The sequence below is a fragment of the Aerosakkonema funiforme FACHB-1375 genome, assembly GCF_014696265.1.
Classification (GTDB): Bacteria; Cyanobacteriota; Cyanobacteriia; order Cyanobacteriales; family Aerosakkonemataceae; genus Aerosakkonema; species Aerosakkonema funiforme_A.
This window is the reverse complement of record NZ_JACJPW010000036.1, coordinates 1-17,487: the sequence shown is the minus strand read 5'-3', so window position 1 is coordinate 17,487 and position 17,487 is coordinate 1. Positions and strand designations below refer to the sequence as shown.

General features: G+C 43.3%; 18 protein-coding genes. 6 read left to right on the top strand and 12 right to left on the bottom strand.

What is annotated here, in order from left to right; translation table 11 throughout:
- Positions 1-214: 214 nt before the first annotated feature.
- Positions 215-865, bottom strand: a complete 651-nt coding sequence (locus tag H6G03_RS15225) for a DNA-3-methyladenine glycosylase family protein (protein WP_199315306.1) — start codon at positions 863-865, stop codon at positions 215-217.
- A 545-nt stretch (positions 866-1,410) separates the two neighbouring features.
- Between H6G03_RS15225 and H6G03_RS15220 the strand changes: the two genes are divergently transcribed.
- The 6 genes from H6G03_RS15220 to H6G03_RS15195 all read left to right on the top strand — a co-directional run bounded on the left by H6G03_RS15220 (position 1,411) and on the right by H6G03_RS15195 (position 8,136).
- Positions 1,411-1,986, top strand: coding sequence for a DUF4360 domain-containing protein (locus tag H6G03_RS15220; RefSeq protein ID WP_190465217.1), 576 nt, complete (start codon positions 1,411-1,413; stop codon positions 1,984-1,986).
- Positions 1,987-2,005: 19 nt separating this feature from the next.
- Entirely contained in the window at positions 2,006-3,244 is a 1,239-nt protein-coding gene (locus tag H6G03_RS15215; RefSeq protein WP_190465216.1) for a hypothetical protein, read from the top strand.
- A 227-nt stretch (positions 3,245-3,471) separates the two neighbouring features.
- Positions 3,472-4,068: a 2Fe-2S iron-sulfur cluster-binding protein gene (locus H6G03_RS15210; protein ID WP_190465215.1), complete on the top strand. Its 597-nt coding sequence runs from the start codon at positions 3,472-3,474 to the stop codon at positions 4,066-4,068.
- Positions 4,069-4,296: 228 nt separating this feature from the next.
- On the top strand, positions 4,297-5,292 hold the full coding sequence (locus tag H6G03_RS15205) for an FAD binding domain-containing protein (protein ID WP_190465214.1): 996 nt from the start codon (positions 4,297-4,299) through the stop codon (positions 5,290-5,292).
- The gene (locus H6G03_RS15200) at positions 5,289-7,394 is read left to right on the top strand and encodes a xanthine dehydrogenase family protein molybdopterin-binding subunit (protein WP_190465213.1); all 2,106 of its coding nucleotides are present in this window, start codon (positions 5,289-5,291) and stop codon (positions 7,392-7,394) included. The genes H6G03_RS15205 and H6G03_RS15200 overlap by 4 nt, the downstream gene beginning before the upstream one ends.
- A gap of 154 nt (positions 7,395-7,548) precedes the next feature.
- On the top strand, positions 7,549-8,136 hold the full coding sequence (locus H6G03_RS15195) for a hypothetical protein (protein ID WP_190465212.1): 588 nt from the start codon (positions 7,549-7,551) through the stop codon (positions 8,134-8,136).
- A gap of 59 nt (positions 8,137-8,195) precedes the next feature.
- Here H6G03_RS15195 and H6G03_RS15190 read toward each other — a convergent pair whose 3' ends face one another.
- From H6G03_RS15190 to H6G03_RS15140, 11 genes are all read right to left on the bottom strand, one after another.
- Complete coding sequence (locus H6G03_RS15190; protein WP_190465211.1) at positions 8,196-8,816, bottom strand: hypothetical protein; 621 nt, start codon at positions 8,814-8,816, stop codon at positions 8,196-8,198.
- Positions 8,817-9,857 (bottom strand): RAMP superfamily CRISPR-associated protein, encoded by a 1,041-nt coding sequence (locus H6G03_RS15185; protein WP_190465210.1) that lies wholly within the window; start codon positions 9,855-9,857, stop codon positions 8,817-8,819.
- On the bottom strand, positions 9,854-10,351 hold the full coding sequence (locus tag H6G03_RS15180) for a hypothetical protein (protein WP_190465209.1): 498 nt from the start codon (positions 10,349-10,351) through the stop codon (positions 9,854-9,856). Before H6G03_RS15180 ends, H6G03_RS15185 begins: the two co-directional genes overlap by 4 nt.
- A complete protein-coding gene (locus H6G03_RS15175) occupies positions 10,348-11,346 on the bottom strand; it encodes an RAMP superfamily CRISPR-associated protein (RefSeq protein WP_190465208.1) in 999 nt (332 codons plus the stop codon). Before H6G03_RS15175 ends, H6G03_RS15180 begins: the two co-directional genes overlap by 4 nt.
- Entirely contained in the window at positions 11,339-12,214 is an 876-nt protein-coding gene (gene csx7, locus H6G03_RS15170; RefSeq protein WP_190465207.1) for a type III CRISPR-associated RAMP protein Csx7, read from the bottom strand. Before csx7 ends, H6G03_RS15175 begins: the two co-directional genes overlap by 8 nt.
- Before the next feature lie 14 nt (positions 12,215-12,228).
- A complete protein-coding gene (locus H6G03_RS15165) occupies positions 12,229-12,795 on the bottom strand; it encodes a Uma2 family endonuclease (protein ID WP_190465206.1) in 567 nt (188 codons plus the stop codon).
- A 10-nt stretch (positions 12,796-12,805) separates the two neighbouring features.
- Positions 12,806-13,948, bottom strand: coding sequence for a CRISPR-associated protein (locus H6G03_RS15160; RefSeq protein ID WP_190465205.1), 1,143 nt, complete (start codon positions 13,946-13,948; stop codon positions 12,806-12,808).
- Positions 13,949-13,980: 32 nt separating this feature from the next.
- Positions 13,981-14,388, bottom strand: a complete 408-nt coding sequence (locus tag H6G03_RS15155) for a hypothetical protein (RefSeq protein ID WP_190465204.1) — start codon at positions 14,386-14,388, stop codon at positions 13,981-13,983.
- Positions 14,385-15,611 carry a type III-D CRISPR-associated RAMP protein Csx10 gene (gene csx10 / locus H6G03_RS15150; RefSeq protein ID WP_190465203.1) on the bottom strand — a complete coding sequence of 409 codons (1,227 nt, stop codon included), beginning with the start codon at positions 15,609-15,611 and terminating at the stop codon, positions 14,385-14,387. Before csx10 ends, H6G03_RS15155 begins: the two co-directional genes overlap by 4 nt.
- 105 nt (positions 15,612-15,716) lie before the next feature.
- Complete coding sequence (locus H6G03_RS15145; RefSeq protein WP_190465202.1) at positions 15,717-16,430, bottom strand: RAMP superfamily CRISPR-associated protein; 714 nt, start codon at positions 16,428-16,430, stop codon at positions 15,717-15,719.
- A 104-nt stretch (positions 16,431-16,534) separates the two neighbouring features.
- Positions 16,535-17,395 (bottom strand): hypothetical protein, encoded by an 861-nt coding sequence (locus H6G03_RS15140; RefSeq protein WP_190465201.1) that lies wholly within the window; start codon positions 17,393-17,395, stop codon positions 16,535-16,537.
- Positions 17,396-17,487 lie beyond the last annotated feature (92 nt).

Here is a 17,487-nt window from a genome sequence, read left to right as displayed (position 1 = left end):
CTAATGTCTGGGCGATGCGGTAGCCTGTCGAGTAGAAGGCGATCCGCCGGATGTCTGCCAAAATTATGTTAACTACGAACTGAAGGCGAAGCAACCAAAAGATCGCGATCGCTTTCCCCTTTGGTCAGTATACCGACAATTTGCAGCTAGCGCGAGAACTTTTGCAAAGTTATGTTGCGTGGGGTAAGTTTGACCCCCGCTCTCCCGCTCTTCCCTAGCCCCTAAACAAGTCCGCGCTGCGCCATAGATACCAGGAAGCGATCGTGCGATAAGGCTTCCACGGCTGTCCCACACGATCGACAGTTTTTTTGTTGGGAAGTTCGCTGAAGTTATAGATGCGCTGAATACCGGCACGAATACCCAAATCATCAACAGGTAAAACATCCCACCGATGCAGGCGGAAAATTAACAACATTTCCACTGTCCAGCGACCGATACCTTTAACTGGCGTTAAAGTTTGGATGATAGTTTCGTCATCGCACTCGGACAATTGCGCTAAAGTTGGCAAGCCATCCTGTATTTTTTGAGCTAAATCTTTCAAATAAGAGATTTTGGGACGAGAAATACCTATTTGTCGCAACACTTCGTCTGGTGTGTTAAGCACATCCAATGCACTAGGGAAAGGTTTATCCGGATAAAGCTGTTCAAATCTCCGAAAAATGGTTGCGGCTGCTTTGATGGAAAGTTGCTGATAAACGATCGATCGCGATAAGGAAAACAGTAAGTCGCCACGAAACTGTACGCGATCGAGTTCGCAAGCACCCACGCGATCGATTAGATTTGCCAAAATCGGATCTGACTCTTTCAGAGTAGCGAGAGCAAGTGAATAATCTATCTTCAATTCCGACTGTGCAAAGGAGTCCATTTGTTTAAGACTAGGTAGATCTATTAAAATCCGCGTTTAGCAGGCAGCAACCCTAACTATCCTAACCGAGTTGAGGCTAAAACGCTGGTAGTCTAGATTCGACTGGATAGTCGATCGCGCAAATACAGGCAGCATGGTGATTATTACTACATCATATCGAGAGATGTGTTTCCTGAAATCAAAAACCATATAGTGAAATTGTAAGATCGGCTGAAGAAACCGGGTTTCTCAACGTCAAACCTGGGCTTTCAAGGATAGTTGTAAGAAACCCGGTTTCTGACTATGGTCGAACCTTCCGGAACTTTATTTAAACGCCGCGAATCTTAGAACAGTATCAGCAAACAATCAATCTTTTGCGAGCGATTCCAATAGTCGAAAAGCCCTGAGCTAGGTATTGCGATTTAGCTCCCCACCTTAAATTTCCTCAGCTTTCAGCTTGAGAAAAAATGACTGCAAGCGTTAATTTAAAAACGCATTGCCTAAATTTTGCTGATTTATTTCAGGGCTACTTTAACACCAAACTTAATTCCTTAAGGAGAACATCCATGAAGTTTTTAAACCTATTTCTGGCTGCGGCTACATTAATTAGTTCTTTTCCTAGCGCCGCTTTTGCTAGTCCCAAAGTTCAAATTTTAGGCGCAAGCTATGGTGGTAACGGTTGCCCGAATCTATCCGCCAGCGTGAGCGTTAGCCCGGACGGTCAAGAGCTAACTATTCTCTTCGACAAGTTTACAGCTCTGGGTAATGTCGCAGCAGAAAGAAGGAAAAGCTGTAATTTGAGCATTCCGATCAAGTTACCTCAAGGCTATCAAATTTCCCTCTACGATGCTGATTATCGCGGCTATGTTGCACCTGGAACTACTGCGAACTTACGAGCGGAATACTTTTTTGCGGGTAATCGCGGCCCAGTTTTTTCTCGCACTTTCAGGGGCGAAACTAACTATAACGTTCGAGATAGCTTAGCAACTGTGGCTAATGTTTGGTCGAGCTGTGGTGATAGTGTAAATATGCGGGTGAATGCGGCGATGACCGCCAGCGGTTCCGGAATGGCCACCGTTGACTCCTTCGATCTCGCTCACCGTGGTTTAGTTTATCACATCAAATATCGCAGCTGTCGCTAGTCGAAAGAGCCGGGGCTATATGCCCCTGGTTCTGTCTGGTGCGGAATTGCGATCGTCAAGTAATATGGTAGAAACTCTTGATAGAGTCTCTGGCAACCAAATCGTTGCCTTCAAAGACGCACTCAGCCTAGACAGTAATTTAAGTTATCAGCACCTACCGATGGAAAAGAAACCACAGCAACCCTTGTATATATTAAAAAAAGCGCAGCCGCCAAATGCGGAAGCCCCTACACCCTTACCGCAGTTACAAGAAATAAATCAGCCTCTGAACGAACTTTTGGAAAAGCCGAAAGAGCAAAAACTCGAACTTTCGCTTAAGCTAAAAACCAAGCCGAAACTGAAGGAATCGAATCAGGTAAAAGAGAAAATAATTTATCCCAAAATAGAGAGGGCGAGATTGCGCCAGATGCGGTATTATGAAAGGGGAAAAAGACAAGCTCCTCCCTCTCATCCTGTTGGGACTCCTCAAGATGACCAATTCCAGCACAGGGCGATTGGTTTGATTTCTGCAAAATATATAGCTTCGACAGAAAATAAAAATAGCAAAGAATGGTTTAAAGGCATTCTGTTGACAGAGGACAATACGATCGTTGATGCGGTAGTGTTGGGAAAAGTAAAAACAGTGATTCAATCACCCAAACTCGACCCAGAAAAAGAGCGTCTGTTTGTTGTCTATCCCAGAACTCCTCAAGTTAACAAACAACCAAAAAAGGAAGCAACCGATAAACAGCCGGAAAAATCTGATTTATCCGATGCAGAATCAGCAGTTACACAACCGCAGACAGAGGCTGAAATAAAGCAAGCAACGAATGAAGTTAAAGAAGCTAATGAAGTTTCTACCCCTGCGTCTGAGGATTCCCAGAATCAACGATCGCCAAAACTTCACGTACAAATATGTGGGGTTTGGGAGCCGGAAATATTCCAACAAGGTATTGAACTTAAGCCGGATTATCCTATCGAACCGGATTACTTTTCTGTACATGGAGAAGTGATATTTCAAAATCAGGCAGAGGAGTGGATTTTGGTCAAAATTATCCAAGCTCCCAAACAACCAGATGGCAAACCGTTCTTTTTCAAACTGAAACTATGGGGGAATCTCGGCTGTAAAGCTTGCAAGCAACTTTGGTCTTTTAAAGTCAAGCGGGAAGGCGAAGATTTGAAAATTGTCAGTTCCGAAAAGATCGGGATTTTCCTATCGGATAGGAAAAAGTTTATGGGGAAAGGAAAGAAACCAAAAAGTAAGCCGAGAAAAGGATAGATACTCAGCAGTTACAGGGTGCGATCGCTATGGCCGCACCTGCAATTGTAGCGATAAATTCAACTCCAATTAACTTATTTTACAACAGATGAACAGAGCTGCGATCGCAAAGTTTTTCGGTTACCGATGCCGCCGGATATGATATGGAAATTAATCATAATAAAAAGTGATGGTTAGTTGGCATTGGCAGACCGAATTGCAGTAACAACCAATACAGGGAAAAGCAAATGAAATTAAAAGAGCAACCTGAAATTGCATTGGCGGAAGACTTAGGCATTCCGCTGACGCTCCGCATCAATGGCAAAACCTACTCCTTGCGTGTAGAGGCGCGAGTAACGTTATTAGATGCGCTGCGGGAATATTTAGGGCTTACGGGAACAAAAAAAGGATGCGATCGCGGACAATGTGGCGCTTGTACAGTTTTGTGCGACGGACAGCGGATTTACTCGTGTTTGGCTCTCGCGGCGATGCAGGACGGAAAAGAAATTACGACGATTGAAGGGTTAGCAAACGGCGATACTCTCCACCCCGTACAAGCTGCGTTTATCGAACAAGACGGCTTTCAGTGCGGCTATTGCACCCCCGGTCAAATTTGCGCTTCCGTAGCGCTGATCGAGGAAGTAAAACAGGGATGCGCCAGTGCAGTAACGCCGGATCTCACCCATCCTCCCCAACTCGCCGAACTCTCGGAATCGGAAATCAAAGAACGTCTCAGCAGTAACTTGTGCCGATGCGGTGCCTACAACGGTATTGTCGCAGCTGTTGGACAAGCGATCGGACAAACACCCCCACCCCCCGAAGCGCTTGTTCTCGTTGAGGAGTAATTTTCTAATTGTTCTGCTTTTCTTGACTCTCAACTGCACACATAAAACCATCTATTAGACATCTCCAACAAATAATCTCAACATCTTTTATATCTGTAGGGGTGAAGCATTTGGGCGACAATTTATGTTGCAAAACCTAGATTTTATCCCCAAATGCTTCACCCTAAGTGATAATTTCTTTGTTGAGAAGTCTATTCTCTATTCCCTGTTCCGAGCCAAAGCCAAATCATGAAAAACTTTGCTTACGTTCGCGCAACTTCAGTGCAAGAGGCAGTAACGCGATCGATCGACGATAATGAAGCAAGATTCATTGCTGGCGGTACAAACTTGCTCGATCGCATCAAGGGATATCTGGAAAATCCATCCCAGGTTATCGATATTTCCCGCCTCCAGATGCAGCCGATCGAACCCTTACCGGAAGGGGGTTTACGGATTGGAGCCTTAGCAACGAATACCGCTGTTGCCGATTATCCCTACGTGCGACGCCACTACCCCCTGCTATCTCGCGCCATTCTCTCCGGTGCTTCCCAACAAATCCGCAACGTCGCCACAGTGGGAGGCAATCTCCTCCAACGCACGCGCTGTGCTTATTTTTACGATCCGGCATTCCCTTGCAATAAACGACAGCCCGGAAGCGGTTGCTCTGCCATTACGGGAATAAACCGCACTCATGCTATCTTGGGTGCAAGCGATCGATGCGTTGCTGTGCATCCTTCCGATATGTGCGTTGCTCTGGCTGCTCTCGATGCCGTTGTGGAAGTGGAAGGATGGCAGGGAACGCGACAAATTCCTTTTCATGACTTCCACCGTTTGCCGGGAAATACCCCCGAACGCGATACCAATTTAGAAGCTGGGGAACTGATTACCGCAGTCATTCTCCCGGCTTTACCAGCTGCTAAGTCGGGTGTATATCTGAAATTGCGCGATCGCACTTCCTATACTTTTGCTTTAGTTTCTGTAGCGGCAGCTGTCGAATTAGCAGAAAATCGCATTCGGGATGTTCGCATCGCTCTCGGTGGAGTTGCCCATAAACCTTGGCGAGCTTTGGAAGCAGAACAGTTTTTGCGGGAAAAACCTGTGGATGTTGCCTTATTTCAACAAGCAGCAAACATCGCTTTACAAGCAGCCAAACCGCTACAACATAACAGTTTTAAAGTTGAAATGGCAAAACGAGCGATCGAAAAAGCGCTAGTTACATCGGTTCGGAAAGGAAGCAAACCATGAGCAAAGTTATCGGCACATCTGTCAATCGCCACGAGGGACGCGCTAAAGTTACAGGCACGGCAACTTACGGTGCGGAACATCAAATTCCCGGATTGGTTTACGGTTATTTAATCGTAGCTACCATTGCCAACGGTAGCATCAGAAAAATGGAGCTTAAAGAAGCTCAAGATTCTGCCGGTGTGCTGGCAATTTTTACCCATGAAAATATGCCAGCGTTCCCAAAAGCTAATGAGGGAACAAGTTTCCATATTGGCGAACCCAGGCTTCCCTTAGCAGACGATCGCATTCATTATGGGGGGCAAATTATTGGGTTAGTTGTTGCCGATACTCTAGAACGCGCCTGTCACGCCGCTTCGTTAGTGAAGGTGGAATACGAAACCGAAACGCCGACGATCGATCGGCAACAAGCATCATTTCAGAAATCGCCACGGGATGCTTCTTTTGAACAGGGAAATGTCGCCGATGCTTTGGCAACAGCGCCTGTCAAAATATCAGCAACCTACACAACGCCAAGACAATTACACGCGATGATGGAGCCTCACGCTATTATCGCACAATGGCACGATCGCAATTCATTGACGGTTTGCGAGCCAACCCAGTGGGTATTTTTGCAACAGCGCACTTATGCAACTTTGTTTGGCATTCCGGTTGAGGAAGTGCGGGTAATCAGTCCTTATATTGGGGGTGGATTTGGAGCTAAAGCTTCGCCTTGGCCTCATGCTATTCTTTGCATAGCGGCAGCACGGGAAATTAATCGTCCGCTGAAAGTTGTTGTCTCTCGACAACAAATGACGGCGATTGTCGGACATCGTTCGCCAACAGAACAAACGATCGAATTGGGAGCAAATCAGTCGGGTCAGCTAATTGCGATCGCTCATGCTGCCAAATCCTATACTTCCCCCGTTAATCCCAAATATGTGGAAAATTGTATCGGCGTTACCCCTACTATGTACGCTGCACCGAATTTGCGCGTCGAGCAAGAAATTGCGGTTGTGAATGTAGGAATGCCGACTTTTATGCGGGCACCGGGAGAAAATCCAGGAATGTATGCGTTAGAATCGGCGATGGACGAACTTGCCTGGGCGTTACAAATCGATCCGATCGAACTGCGTTTAAAAAATGCCACGACAGAACATCAACGCAAAAAACTGCCTTTTTCATCGAAACACTTTGCCGAATGTTTGAAGCTGGGTGCAGAACAATTTCGGTGGTACGATCGCCCCATGCAAACTAAGGCAATTAGCCGCGATGATAAATTAGTCGGTTGGGGAATGGCAGGCGCAACATTTCCCGCTATTCGTATGGGAGCTTCTGCCACAGTACGTTTGCTTTTAGATGGAACAGCGCAGGTTTTAACATCAGCAAACGATATGGGGACTGGTAGTTATACTGTTGTAGCGATCGCAGCCGCAGAAACTCTCGATCTTCCTGTTGATAAAATTAAAGTAGAAATTGGCGATTCTCGCTTTCCTAATGGTGGACTTGCGGGAGCTTCGATGATGACAGCTTCCCTCGCGCCTGCGGTGGCGAATGCTTGCCAATTGTTACTGCAAGAAGTCAATGCGAAAAATGCGACAGAAGCTTTAATTGCGCTGCGCGAATCTGGGCGTCCTTTCTTAGAAATAACTGCATCCAGTCAACCGGGAGAAGAAGGGAAACAGTGGGCATTTCAATCTTGGGGCGCTCATTTTTGTGAAGTGGAAGTAGACGAATTGCTGGGTCGAGTGCAGGTAAAGCGCTGGATTTCTGTCATGGATGTGGGTCGAGCGATGAATGCCAAAGCAGCTGCCAGTCAAATTCGCGGCGGTGTTATCATGGGAATTGGAGAAGCTTTGATGGAAGAATGCCTTCACGATCTAAATTTGGGATTACCTGTTATTAAAGATTTGGCAACTTATCACATTCCCGTTCATGCAGATATTCCCCGTATTGAAGTGTCTTTTGTCGGTAAACCGGATCTGAATTTCAATCCTTTGGGCGTGCGCGGTTGCGGCGAAATTGCCATTACCGGCGTATCAGCTGCGATCGCTAATGCAGTCTATCACGCAACTGGTAAACGCATTCGCGATTTACCGATTACAGCGGACAAGTTGCTGTTGTGAGGGAGAGGTAAAGTCAAAAAGGGGTTAGGGATTAGGGGTTAGGGGTTAGGGAAAGTCAATCATTCAAAAATTCCTCCTCTTCCCTCCTCCCTCTCCCCTCTTCCCTCTCTTACCCTAATCCCTAGCCCCTAATCCCTAGCCCCTAGTTATAATTATGTCGATTATCGAACAAGCTGCTAATTCTGTTGTAGTTGCATCTGCTTCTAAGCCATCTGCTACTGAGGTAGTCGATGCTTTGCTTCAGGCGGAGAAAGACGCCAGAAAGAATAATTTTTCTGATTCCTTTGACCGATTAATCGGCAATTGGCGTTTATGTTTTATTACCGGTACTAAAAAAACTCGCGCTAAAGCGGGAATTGTACTGGGTGCGGGACGCTACATTCCTCAATTTGTCAAAATTGAACTGTCTTACTCGACTGCATCTGTAGAGATAGAAGAACAGAATTTTGAAGCCGGTCAAATTGAGAATCGGGTGACGATCGGAGCGCTAAAATTAGTGGTGAGCGGGCCTGCCAAATTTTTGCACAAGAAAAACATTTTGGCGTTTGACTTTACTCGCATAACGGTGCAGTTGTTGGGAGTGACGTTGTTTTCTGGATACATTCGTTCCGGTGAAGCCAAGTCACAACAATTTTACCATGAAAGTGTGAGCAAGCAAGCGTTTTTTGCGTATTTTTTCATCACAGATAAGGCGATCGCAGCTAGAGGTAGAGGCGGCGGTTTGGCTATCTGGGGACGCTAAATCTTTAACGGCTTATTGAGCCGTTTTTCTCCATCCACGGCAAACTTCTGTCAAGATTTCTAATCAACGCATTTGACACTTTTGATACTGCCATTTTTCAAACCTGTAATTTTCACTTTTACCATCTGCTCTTTCTGGAGAGAACTAGCTTTTTTCGGTTCTTTTTCAGTCAATTTAATTACGCCTAATATTTGATATGTCACTTTATTACCTGCAATGCCAACAACTTGGGCATCCAAGATTTGATCGATCGCAAACTCTTGAGATTGTGTCACTTGTAAAATTTCGGCTTGCCGAGTTGATTCTATGACAGGAGCGGTAATTTCGCCGATCGGCCCCGCTTTTTCGTAGTAGCGCATTAGGCGAATTGACCAACCTAAAATTTGCAGGATAGCTGCTACATCATTTTGATAAGCTTGCAAATATTGGCTGCAAGTTCTTTCCATAGACTCGTAATATCCAGATGTTTTTTTGCTATGACCGATTCTATTACCTTGGCGGGAAAGTGTTTGCAGATAAGTAAAAAAATTCGCGCCTGCATTTTCGCGATCGCTATAAGCGCGAAGATATGCCATCACTTTACCCAATTCATTTACATCAGTCTCTTCTTTGACCAATATTTGGGCAATCCCATGAGCAATTTGCCATTGAATTTCGGTTAAATCGGTGGTAGTAAACATTTAATAAACTCCGTCTATAGGTTCTCTAGTTGTCGGCCATTGCAGCACTTGTCGCAATTCTTGTAATTGTTGCGATTGTACTAATTGGGTGGATGCCAATTCGATAGCTTTTCGGATGAATTCTTTGAGGGAATTACCAGTCAGAGAAGGCGGTGAAGTGTTGTAATTGCAATAGCGATCGCGCCATTCTTTCTGTTTTTCAATCCGTTGAATTTCCGTGACTTCAACTACCATCGTTCCCATCCCTATTGGCTTACCGCTTCCCACTTTTAAGGCGATGGGATTTTTACTATCTTGTCCTAACACAATCAATAGCGTTCCCAATTCAGCTAAACTTAAATTCCTCAATCCAACTTGGGTAGTAAATATTAATTCCTTTCCCGCTTGTTGGACTGGGATACCTTGTTGTCCTTTGTCAATGGATTTAACAAAATGATAATAAAACTTGCGTCCAGCTATTCTGCCATTTATATAGTACCCAGCACGCTGTTTTCTGGGTGCGTAAAGTGAGGGCATAAATCCCACACTCCACTGTGCATTGTTGAGAATCGCATCAGAAAAACGAATCAAACCTTGCCAATCCATTGCCCCAAAAACTTGACAAGCCGGACAAAGTTTAGTATTATCTTTACATTCCCGATAACCATTGGGAATTTGATTTGATTCAGCCTTAGTTTTGCACAAACAACTGCGCGTAATCGCTTCATAAGCAGAACGCACGACACCTTTAAGGGAACTTCCCGGAATGGTTAACAGTCGATCGCGTCCGACAGCAGTTTTGATTAGCGGGATATTTTTGGCATTTCCCGATAAGTCGCTACCCATTGCGGTGACGCCAGAAGCGACAAAAGTAGCGGTTTTCACCGTTAAGCGCAAAGAGATTGTACCGCTGATGCGATCGCTTTTAAATCGATCTTGTCCAATTGGTTTATCTCGCGGTGGCGGCTGACTGGGTAAAGAAATCAGTTGATAAGGTTTTTGGTTATTAGTTTCTGGTGTAGGATTAGGTTGAGGGCGTCGAATTGGTCGATTGTCAGTCATGGCGATATCTCAACAATGAGAGCGATAAAATGTACGGTAGAAGTTTCGCGATCGATGAAATAACGTTGAGCTAGTTTAACTTTGTTTGGATTATTTTTTTCATCCTTAATTATGGGATTGAGAGCGTCAGGTACAATGAATTTTTGGGGAAACCGAGTTTCATCGGGGCGATAAATGTAAGCAGGTCGTTGTTCTACTTGCCATTCTATTTTTTTATCTCGTTCTTCATCAATAGAATTAAAGCTAGAATCCCGATCGGTTATTGACAGCAACAAAACCGAATAACCTTGACCTTGTTGTTTCCAACGCAATTCGCGATCGCCATTAAACATTTGCCCTTCTGGACTGGGAAAATCTTTTAAGTCCTCCACAATTCCACTTACGCGATCTTGCCACCGAAGAAAGTAATAAGTAGGCTTTTTCGCAAATTTATCTAGCAATTTTCTGAGATCGTCAGATGAGTTAACTTGTTTAACACCTACAAAAGGATTCATGCTGCTGTCCCCTGCAATATTTGACACCAAGCTTCTACAGTTTGCGAGAACAATTCACGCACTTTTTCGCTCCCTTCCCAACTCTGTTGCACGCCAAAATTAAACTCCATTGGTGTTGTTTTTGGCGATGTTTCTTTCAGCTCGTTTGCGGGGAAATCATAGCGGCTTCTTTCTTCATCTTCCAGAAACATTCCCGCACCCAGTAACGAGGTAAGAGGCCATTTTTTTTGTTGTGCGATCGCGCTAATTTGTTCATCTTTTATCACACAACCGGGATATTGCACAATGGCTGAATTTAACTTAACTTCCACCAATCCCAACCCGCGAGATTTAGCAAAACCCAACCCAAACCAACCTTGATTTAAATCGCGCAATACTAAACCGATCAATCCTAATTGTGCAAGGGTAAAATTTCTGAGATGAATTTTCGTATGAAATTCGCCGGCAGTACAAACTTCGTAATTAAATAGCGCCCCTGGTATAACCGAACCAAACACGCGATCGATTGCTACTCCATTGCGTGCTTCAATTTTCAATTGTTTGGGATTAACCGGATAAGCATCTTCTATTCTGACGCGACTGGCGATCGCAGTATTACCAAACATTTGAGAAATGAAACAAGATTGCTTGTATAATTCCGCGCCGGGATGGGGATGATTTTTGTTTTTCTTTTTCCAGTTATCTAGGTAAAGATTGATGTTTTTTTGTTCCTCTTTATCATCGCTGAGAGGGTCGCTCGCCCAGACAGTGGTAGAATTATCAGGACGGCGATCGCTTCCCACCGTCCGCACAATGCGTTCTGCATGGGCGCGAATAGCACCTTTCAGCGAACTTCCAGGTAAATAAATTGTCCGTCCTCCCCCGTGATAGGTTTCCACAAATTCCATATCCGGTTTCGTGGGATCTGCACCTTCTTTGCCAGATTTAATTAAAATTGGGCCAGCAGGTGTAATCGTTAACTCTATTGTGCATTGATTGACAAATCGTTTAAACATTGCTGTTTTCCTCGGCAGTGGTATTAGCAGACATGAAAGTTCTTAAATGGGTAATCAAAGCATTTGTCCATTCCTGTTTGAGCAAAGCAATTCTTTCTGGATAACATGAGTAAATATCCATTTCTCCGTTAACCAGATTTTGCAGGTAAGTTAGTAATAACTCTGGATCGTCTTCTGCATCAAACCATTGCATTTCCTGAATATCCAATTTCACTACACCCAATCCGCGAGAACGTCCGCCGCCTAACGGAATTTGTTTTGTTTCAAATTGATGCAACCCGATGGTTAATAAACCTAATTCCCAAGGTTCGGCGTTTTCAACTACTGCTTTAAACTCAAATTGCGTTCCTGCTGGTACTACTTGAAAATCATATAATTTGGCATCAGCAGCAGTTTCGGTATCTCGATCGATCGCAACTCCATCCCGTTCTTGATATTGTCCAAACCAACTATCTGGTAATACCGTTAAATCTCGCACTTGAAATTTACTGGCGATCCAAGGCGAACCGAATAACCGAGAAACTAAATCGGTTTCTTCTAAAATTGCAGTGCTGAGGTCAAAATCATTTGTGTATGTTTCCTTAAGTAACTTAATTTCATCAGCTTTCAGCGACCATTCATCCTCTACGGCGGGATTGGCGACTAATTTGCGATCGCTTCCCACAATCCCGCGCAGGAAGCTTTCCAGACGCGATCGCAAAGCGCCTTTAAAACTTGACCCCGGAATTAAAGGTCGTCCTACCGCATCTTTAATTACTGGTAAATCGGAACCGATCGGTTCTGTGGAACGTCCTGCACTAATTCGCAAAGCGGTTATAGTTGTGAGAGTTCCGCCGATTTCCAAACGATTTTTGAAAGTATCAAACATAGTTTACCTTATTTTCAATTTAAACTAAGCCAGCTAAACACATCTTGTGCGGATAACTGTAAATCTTCCAGCGAACTTAACACGGGTAAATTATCTTGATTTTCCTTAGTTTCCGGTTGTTTACCTGGACGAAAAACCATAATAATTTTCTCTTCGGCATCGATTAACCAGCCTAATTCTGTTCCCGCATTCAAACAAAAAAGGATATTGTCAATCACGCGAGTTGAGCTTTGTTCTGGGGAAAGAATTTCAATTACCCAATCTGGATGAATGGAAAAGGTATTTTCGATTTCGCCGTTAGCATCGAGAGGGATACGTTGCCAAGTAAAAACGCTGATATCTGGAACTATTGAACGACCGCCAAAGGTGCAACGCAATTCTGTAAAAGCACTAGCCGTTTTTATAGGAATTGCTACTCGATCGATCGCAGAAGCTAAAAAAGTTTGAATTGCGCTATGCTTTCCTTGAGGCATAGGTTTTTGATAAATTTGTCCGTCGATGTATTCACTAGCTGGTTTGGTTTCTGGAAATTGCAGAAATTCGGCTAATGTTAATTTGTTGGAAAGTTTGGTGGATGTCATAGGGTTGGATTTAGTAGGGATTGTTATTCACATCTGGTTCTTTACCATAGCGATGCAGTAGTATTTTTCCATTAGATGACGTGCAACTTATCCGCAATCCTTGAGTAACGCGAAAATGTGCCATATCACCCTTATTCGTGTATTTGTCATATTGGACGCCTCCTTCACCTTTTAAGATGCTGGTATCACCTTTTGATTTTTCCAAAAGACAAGAGACTTTTGCCAAGATCTCTTGCAATTTGACCCGTTCTTTTTGATTTGTTTTAGTTTTTTCGTAATCCCTGTAGAAAGAGTCTTTATATTCTAGGTGAGGAAAAGGCAATAACTCCTGAGATAGTAACTCGTCTTTAGATTGAGTCCAGACAAGTTTACCCCAAGTCGATAAGGTCATTTCTTGACCGTCATCAAAAACTAGAGATTCTGGAATACCTAGAATTTTTTCATCGTCAACAGCGATTTCTGTCCCTGCATCCATTAAAGCTAATGGTAATTTGTAAGGTTGGATCGTCGAAGTGTCAATTGTAATTGGCAATCTAGGGATGGTAATTAAATCGGAATTTTGGCCTTCAAAAATGTAAATAATTTCATCAGCGTAGAACATCCCGATCGTATTCAGATATCCTTGCAAACTTTTAAAACTACCTACCAGATTGAAGGAAACTTGGTAGCCATTTTCCTTAAAAGATGGAATCGTTTCTTGCATCCAAGTAATTAAATTATCAATGCCATCTGCAAAAGCGCGACTGCTAGCGGTTGATAATCCTGGGGGTACGTAAATATTCACATTAAATTCATTGTCACCCAAAAAAGATCTGACAATTTCGGCTGTTTTTTGTCCTTGAGCAGTATCGGTGGCAATTAACCAATGAATATCCTGTTTTCCTTCGCTAAGTTTTTCCTGGTATAAACCATAAATTCCATTCAATTCAGCACTAGCTAACCGAATAGTTTTTACTTGGCTTTGTTTCAATTTTTGTTTGGCTCTTTCTACCAATGTTTCGATGATAGTTAATACTTCATACGGTGTGTTTGCCAGTGATAAATTAGCATTGTCTCTCAATAAATTATACCAATCTTTTTCGTCTGAATTAGCTCGATTAATTTGATTGGTTAACAAACTTGTGCCAATAGTAGAAATTACGATTCGACGCATTTATCCTCCTTGCCAATAAGTCAATAGGCAAATTACTTAGACTTGATGTATTTCAAATACCGAGCGCCATACCCCAAGTAGCGGCGAATTAAATCTAACCAAATAAATTTTAAATTAGAGCCCGAAATCGCTTGGTGAATATCATTAGCTTTTTTCTTGATTTGCCCATCAATATCATTGACAATTGTTGCTGCTAATGAATTGTCACCTCTTCCCCATTTATTATCGCGCCCGACTTGATAGCGCAAGAAGTTTTTAATCACTTCCGCGCTATCGGTTGTATCTGCCACGCGCACTAAGTTGCGAAATTGAGCTTCTTGTAAATCGCCATAAGATTGACGATTGTCTAAAGCAGCTTGAATCCATAGCACTAAATCATCTTCGGCAAGACGGATGTTTTTTTGGACTTTGAGTTCTATCTGCTGTTCTGCTAAATTCATACGGCGTTTTCCCGAAATACTAAATGAAATTCATTGCAAACTTGAACTTGACCAAATCCTTCCGAAGTACGTTCCCCAACTCCCCGAATTTCCAAATTTCCTAATGCTTGATACCAAAGGTCTGGTGAACTTGTACTAAATAAATACACGCCACCTTTGTTGGTAACTAATTCTACATCTTTCATCAATCCCCATGCGGCATTCCAGCCAGAACGATAATCGTAGCTGGTATATGCAACGTGCAATTCTAAAGAAGGGTCATCGATCGCAGCATACTTTTTCAACATTCTATCATTAATTACTGTGGTTCGTTGCCAATTTTCGGTAAAAATAGCATCGGATTGTAAATCGAGGGTGAAATAGGTGCGGTTTGATAGTAAATCTTGCTGGGGTTCACCAAAAAGTTGCCACTTCTTCCACCGTTCTTGGAGTTCGCGATTAAACTTGTCAATCCGAGGTTTCACATCCGTAGTGACGGGATTGAGTGCAGCAATAATTTTTGCTTTTCCTAATCCCCGCGATGCAGAACCACCCAATCGGAAAGAATGGGAATTGATAAAAGTAGTTAAGGCATTAGCTAATTCCTCATTATCTAATAAAATTTTGCTGCGATAGGTAGCAGGTTCTTCTTTTCCTTCCACTTCATTTAATACTTCGATGCTGTAAATTACCTGTTCTTCAGAAGTGGCGCGACGGCGGTTGATTCCGACTCGCGTTAGTAGTCGAGTAGTCGTTGAAAGTGGATAGTAATTGTTACCAATACAAGCATAAAAACCGCTATAAGGTTCTACTCTTCCACAGTCTTTCGGACAATTCGGATCGTAAGGATGGTTATAGCCTCCGGCGCAAAAACGATCGATTAAGGTATCAAAAACACCGTGATTTTTGGAATCTGTTTTAAAACCGGAATTGGTTTTAGAACTAACTGCTGTGGCGGGGAGTACCTGAATTGGATTAGGTAGCAACGTTGGTTTATCTTGAACTTTGGCGATCGCAGGATAACCATTCTGGAAAATTGCCGCATTTTCGCCTAAGAATAAGCTGTGGAAGTCGTCCCCCGGTTCTGGTGTGGGGGATTTGCGGAGGATTTCGGATGCTAAAGCACCCCTAATCACCGATCCGGGAATATAGCTTTCGGCTTCACTTACGGAACCACCAGGCTTTTGTCTCCCAATGGCTAACGGTGAAACGGCTGTAATTGTTAGTTGAATTTCGTAAGTCATTCGATTTTGGATTTTAGATTTTGCGCGAAGTCACAGTCTTGGCGGTTCCCGTCACGATTGTGACCTTCGCAAGAGAGGATTTTGGATTGTCTATTTTGGCTATTTTTAAGTTTTTAAAGCATTCCAAGCGTTATCATCAATTTTTAGGTCTGGAAATTTCCAATGCAACCAACCTAAACCACCTGATTTACTACCGCCTAAAGCATGGATATGATGTAATGCTGCGAATAAAAGCGGTTTCGCATAAGCAGGATATCGTGGCAAAAAATGAATGTGACCGGAAAATTCGAGTTGGATATTTGCTGGCGATGTTTCTAAGAGAAATAGCTTTTGGTCTTCGGAAGTCCGGCGGCGGCGATTGATGGTAACACCGGGACGCAATACTTCTGGGAGATTTTCTGCTTTTTCGTTGCAAATGAGGTCATCAAATAGCAGACGCGAAGGTAAAGCGGGATTGCCAAATATTTGACAAATCAGACAGTGATAGCGTTCATCTCCTGCTATTTGATAATCTGGACGATGAAATTCTCTTTCCTCGTTCTCTGGAAATTTTGCACGTTGAGGACACATGGTTTGGGGATTGGGAGATTCGCAGACTTTCCTATGCAAACCTCTGGCTATTTTTTCGCATTCGTGACGCAGGCGACCTTTGAATTGAGAGGCGGGAATTAGTAATTTTCCCGTAGCTGTGCGAACAATTGGTTTATCAGCTAATGTTCCCGATGTACCGCCTGCGCCAACGCATAAAGCACTGTCTATTACCGCAGTTATGGATAGAGATTCTGTTGAATTTTGACTTAAGTTTTGTAGTTGGATCATCAGTTTCCTCCCGTTAGGATTGTATCTTGAATGCTTGCGAGATCCATCGGTTAAGAATATTTAGATCTGGGAAGGGCGAAGCATTCGGACAGAAAACATAGGGTTTAAGTAGATAAATTGTCGCCCGAATGCTTCGCCCCTACATTTAACCTATCTGTATCTTGAATTTTGGCATCAACGTTTTCCGTAACTTCGATAAAAGGATAAAGGTCTACTAACTCGCGCCAAATAGTTTCGTAAATTGCTGATTTCTCTTCTTTTTTTTCTGGACTTTGTAAATACATCCAAGGTGCGAGATTGCCATCGTTAGTTTTGGCTTGACACCAAGCATCCTCAAATTTTTGTTGTAGCAACTGTTGTTCTTTTGAACCCAAACGCACGCGGAAATAACGATAGTTGAGGATGGCTGTGTTTTTGCCTCGTTCTAGCAAACTGCGAATTTGGTACAGCTGCGATCGCGGAAATCCCGACTCTTTTATTGCTGCGGCAGTTTGCAGCAGTCCGCCTAATTCATGCAGCGTGTAAGGTGCGGCATGAAGTTTGAGTTTTTGGTTATCTTTGATTGATTTGGTTAAACCTTCCTTGCGAAATGAAGCTATTTTTGATGATATCATTGTAACTGATTTCATCACCAAAAAGTCAACTGTGCCGCCATAATAATGATAGTGTTTTTTCAACTCTTTAGCACGCGCTTTCGCAGATTTGAGTAACTGTTCTGTTAAGTCTTGCGCGTAATAAATCGGGGTGTTATAGGCGGTAATTAAAACGCCAATTGACATACTCAGTTGACATTCAGATGGTTTATTTTGCGGCGGTTGGTAACGATGACAGGCGATCGATTTAGCATCATTGCGCTGGGATGGAGGAATTTGATATCTTCCTAAATCAGTTAATCGCTTCTCGAATTCTTCGCCGATAGTTTGCGCGATCGCTAATGCTTTATCTGCGGGTAAGTAGTCGGACAAAAGTAATCGACACTGTATGAACTTTTGTTAAGGCACTTGCAGGAGTGCGATCGCTACCCACGGATAGTACAAATGTATTGTAAAAATTGACA

What these genes read in the sequence shown, in the direction of transcription:
- H6G03_RS15225 (WP_199315306.1), bottom strand. Translation starts at nt 865, where the DNA reads ATGGACTCCTTTGCACAGTCGGAATTGAAGATAGATTATTCACTTGCT.
- H6G03_RS15220 (WP_190465217.1), top strand. Translation starts at nt 1,411, where the DNA reads ATGAAGTTTTTAAACCTATTTCTGGCTGCGGCTACATTAATTAGTTCT.
- H6G03_RS15215 (WP_190465216.1), top strand. Translation starts at nt 2,006, where the DNA reads ATGCCCCTGGTTCTGTCTGGTGCGGAATTGCGATCGTCAAGTAATATG.
- H6G03_RS15210 (WP_190465215.1), top strand. Translation starts at nt 3,472, where the DNA reads ATGAAATTAAAAGAGCAACCTGAAATTGCATTGGCGGAAGACTTAGGC.
- H6G03_RS15205 (WP_190465214.1), top strand. Translation starts at nt 4,297, where the DNA reads ATGAAAAACTTTGCTTACGTTCGCGCAACTTCAGTGCAAGAGGCAGTA.
- H6G03_RS15200 (WP_190465213.1), top strand. Translation starts at nt 5,289, where the DNA reads ATGAGCAAAGTTATCGGCACATCTGTCAATCGCCACGAGGGACGCGCT.
- H6G03_RS15195 (WP_190465212.1), top strand. Translation starts at nt 7,549, where the DNA reads ATGTCGATTATCGAACAAGCTGCTAATTCTGTTGTAGTTGCATCTGCT.
- H6G03_RS15190 (WP_190465211.1), bottom strand. Translation starts at nt 8,816, where the DNA reads ATGTTTACTACCACCGATTTAACCGAAATTCAATGGCAAATTGCTCAT.
- H6G03_RS15185 (WP_190465210.1), bottom strand. Translation starts at nt 9,857, where the DNA reads ATGACTGACAATCGACCAATTCGACGCCCTCAACCTAATCCTACACCA.
- H6G03_RS15180 (WP_190465209.1), bottom strand. Translation starts at nt 10,351, where the DNA reads ATGAATCCTTTTGTAGGTGTTAAACAAGTTAACTCATCTGACGATCTC.
- H6G03_RS15175 (WP_190465208.1), bottom strand. Translation starts at nt 11,346, where the DNA reads ATGTTTAAACGATTTGTCAATCAATGCACAATAGAGTTAACGATTACA.
- csx7 (WP_190465207.1), bottom strand. Translation starts at nt 12,214, where the DNA reads ATGTTTGATACTTTCAAAAATCGTTTGGAAATCGGCGGAACTCTCACA.
- H6G03_RS15165 (WP_190465206.1), bottom strand. Translation starts at nt 12,795, where the DNA reads ATGACATCCACCAAACTTTCCAACAAATTAACATTAGCCGAATTTCTG.
- H6G03_RS15160 (WP_190465205.1), bottom strand. Translation starts at nt 13,948, where the DNA reads ATGCGTCGAATCGTAATTTCTACTATTGGCACAAGTTTGTTAACCAAT.
- H6G03_RS15155 (WP_190465204.1), bottom strand. Translation starts at nt 14,388, where the DNA reads ATGAATTTAGCAGAACAGCAGATAGAACTCAAAGTCCAAAAAAACATC.
- csx10 (WP_190465203.1), bottom strand. Translation starts at nt 15,611, where the DNA reads ATGACTTACGAAATTCAACTAACAATTACAGCCGTTTCACCGTTAGCC.
- H6G03_RS15145 (WP_190465202.1), bottom strand. Translation starts at nt 16,430, where the DNA reads ATGATCCAACTACAAAACTTAAGTCAAAATTCAACAGAATCTCTATCC.